This is a genomic window from Streptomyces sp. NPDC004732 (genome assembly GCF_040609235.1).
Lineage (GTDB): Bacteria > Actinomycetota > Actinomycetes > Streptomycetales > Streptomycetaceae > Streptomyces.
Map to the genome: position 1 here is coordinate 1 of NZ_JBEXJR010000038.1, position 1,939 is coordinate 1,939.

Genomic DNA, 1,939 nt, shown 5'->3' on the forward strand with positions numbered 1-1,939 from the left:
CCTGGCCCAGGTAGCTCAGGACACAGGCGGGCAGCACCAGGAAGAGCCAGCCCCGGGTGATCGCCCGTCGGCCTCTCTCTCTGAACTCCAAATATCTTAGGCTGGTATTCCCATTAATACCTTGATTTCAGTAGACACCGAAAAGCCGAAGAGCGTTCCATTTCTTCGGTTCTTTTTATATATTCCTCGAAGGGTCTCCATGCCCTTAATCGTGGAAGAGGCTGTACGGAGACTTTGATAAAATTTATTCCGTCGTTTAATAGGTCGATGGTCTTGTTCTATTAAATTGTTAAGATACTTCACAGTTCGGTGCTCTGTCTTAGTATATAAACCCACACTCTGTAACTTTCTAAAGGCGGAGCCAAGAGAAGGTGCTTTATCGGTCACAATTGCTTTCGGCTCACCAAACTGTTTATGGAGTCGTTTTAAGAAAGCATAGGCTGCTTGCGTATCCCGTTTCTTTCGTAACCAGATATCTAAGGTTAAGCCGTCCGCATCAAGTGCACGATAAAGATAATGCCAACGTCCCTTAATTTTGATATAGGTTTCGTCCATTTTCCATGAATAGAAGGATTGTCTATTTTTCTTCTTCCAAAGATAATAGAGGACTTTGCTGTACTCTTGCACCCAACGATAAATCGTAGTATGACAAACATTTATTCCACGATCATATAACAATTCCTGAACTTCACGATAGCTTAGATTGTAACGCAGGTAGTAACCAACAGCGACAATAATGACGTCTTTTTTGAATTGTTTGCCTTTAAAATGATTCATTACTCTGTCCTCTCTGTCTTTTTTCTCAATTTTACACTAAAATAGATTTTTTGGAAAACTTTGCAACAGAACCCCTAAAACCATGGATGAACGAACAAAAAATCTCTCGTATTTTGTTTGTTCATCCACTAAAAATATGCGAACAGTATGGCTTCATTCAATCCTGTTCTTACAAGTCAAAAGCATCGAATCGTCCTTGGACGATTCAACAAAAAAAGTAGTCGTTTTTGGACGACTACTAAGTTCTAAACATTCATTACCCAAAATCAATTTGGTCTAACATCGTTTCTCGACTAGCTTGATCTAATCCAAGATACGTTAAGGTCATGGCTTCACTTGAATGGTTTAATAAATTCATCACTAAACCAATATTATAGTTTGACTGCGTATAGACCCGATAAGCGCCTGTTTTACGCATGGTGTGTGTGCCTAGATAGTTGATACCTAATAGATCACCAACACGTGACAAGACCCGGGTTGACCCCAGAGCATAAGGCAGAAAATCCAGTAACGAACAAAAAACGTTCGCTACTGGATTTTTTGTCTTATGTGGCCGGGGTCAGGGTCGTCGGAGCGTATTTCAGAAGCCGAAGGGTGCTCAAAATAGCATAACTGCTCAACTATACACATTCCAAAAAAGTCCCCCACCCAGCAGCAAGTCACTCACCCATCACATCTTCCGCCAGAACTTCAGCATAATCAGCATCGCCACAATCAAGGCGACAGAAATCCCCAAAGTCAGCATCCAAGCATCTTGCATCCCGGCTAACGGGAGTTTCTTCACGTTCATCCCATAGAATCCGGTAATGATCGTTGGCACAGCCATGGTCAGTGACCAAATTGTCAAAAATTTCATTGTATCGTTCAGGTTGTTATTAGCAAGGCTGTTGAGGGTATGATCGATTCGGTCAACGACTTGGGTTTCAATCTCAAACATCCGTTGGACCTGTTCTCCTTCAATTTGCACGTCTTCGAATAAATCAATTTTATCTTGGTCAGCACCGACACCAAAATGGGTCTTTGGCAAACGATCGAGTTCACTGAGATTGGTTTGGACCGCGCTGGACAAAAAGGTCAACGTCTGTTGAAGATATGAAAGTGAAACCAAGTCACTGTTCTTCGTCTTCCGGTTCAACATTTTATCCAAATAGTTGCGTTTCTT

The 1,939-nt window shown here is 41.9% G+C and carries 2 protein-coding genes; both read right to left on the reverse strand.

What is annotated here, in order from left to right; genetic code table 11:
- Positions 1-96: 96 nt before the first annotated feature.
- On the reverse strand, positions 97-777 hold the full coding sequence (locus ABZV77_RS42590; protein WP_356268774.1) for an IS6-like element ISS1N family transposase: 681 nt from the start codon (positions 775-777) through the stop codon (positions 97-99).
- Positions 778-1,447: 670 nt separating this feature from the next.
- A partial coding sequence (locus ABZV77_RS42595; RefSeq protein WP_356268776.1) for a CorA family divalent cation transporter occupies positions 1,448-1,939 on the reverse strand: 492 nt, incomplete at its 5' end.